Raw genomic sequence first — 729 nt, forward strand, 5'->3', positions numbered from 1 at the left:
ACGCCCGGCCAGCCTCAAAATACAGCCTATCCAATGGGGCGGAGACGGCGCTTACGTAGAACATGACGCGGTCCTCGCCCCAGTTCTGCTTGCGTGTCGACAACACGAAGCGCTGGCCGCGCCACGGATGGAACGGGTGGGTGCCCTCGAACTCTACGCGCTTGAGTGTCGCGAAACGGCCTTTCGACCTTGCCCTTCTTTCAAGTCCAGGACTGCAGTTCGTTATCTTACTCTCGATTCCGCCGACACGAGCGAGCGCCTTGTTCCAACGCGCCTAAACTGGCGTGGCATGGACATTTCTCCGACTCGCTTCGTGAGAGACCAATGCTGCGCCCATCGCCGCGGATTGTAATGGGGCGCCAGCCTCTTGGGCCAATCTGGCCAAAGCATGCAGACTGGCGAGTTCAACATGCGGGATCGGCATGCTGCGCCAACTCGCACTCACAAACCGGTCAAACATCCACGCTGGGACTTCGGCATGGGCCGGGATCATCGCTCATCTGTGTGATGGTTTCTAGCGTCGTGTATCTGGCGCGTTGGACAGCCCACTCGTCGTTCTGTTCGAGCAGCAATGCGCCGACGAGGCGGACGTCATCGTTGGGTAAGATGCCGACAACCTCGGTGCGCCGCTTGAGGCGGTGGCGATGAAGGCGGAGACGACACGCCGACCGCTTTTGCCGGCATGCGCCAGAGCATTGCGCATGAAGTGGACCCGGGGGCTGTTGAAGA

At 60.6% G+C, this 729-nt stretch carries 1 protein-coding gene and 1 pseudogene; both read right to left on the reverse strand.

Annotated features, from left to right (window positions below):
- Nucleotides 1-238 (reverse strand): DUF5372 family protein (locus tag ILFOPFJJ_RS36355; protein WP_312032770.1); only part of this gene is annotated, 238 nt, incomplete at its 3' end.
- Nucleotides 239-452: 214 nt separating this feature from the next.
- A pseudogene (locus ILFOPFJJ_RS31995) lies at nucleotides 453-729 on the reverse strand (hypothetical protein); the annotation flags it as partial.

Source organism: Sinorhizobium psoraleae, from assembly GCF_013283645.1.
Taxonomy (GTDB): domain Bacteria; phylum Pseudomonadota; class Alphaproteobacteria; order Rhizobiales; family Rhizobiaceae; genus Sinorhizobium; species Sinorhizobium psoraleae.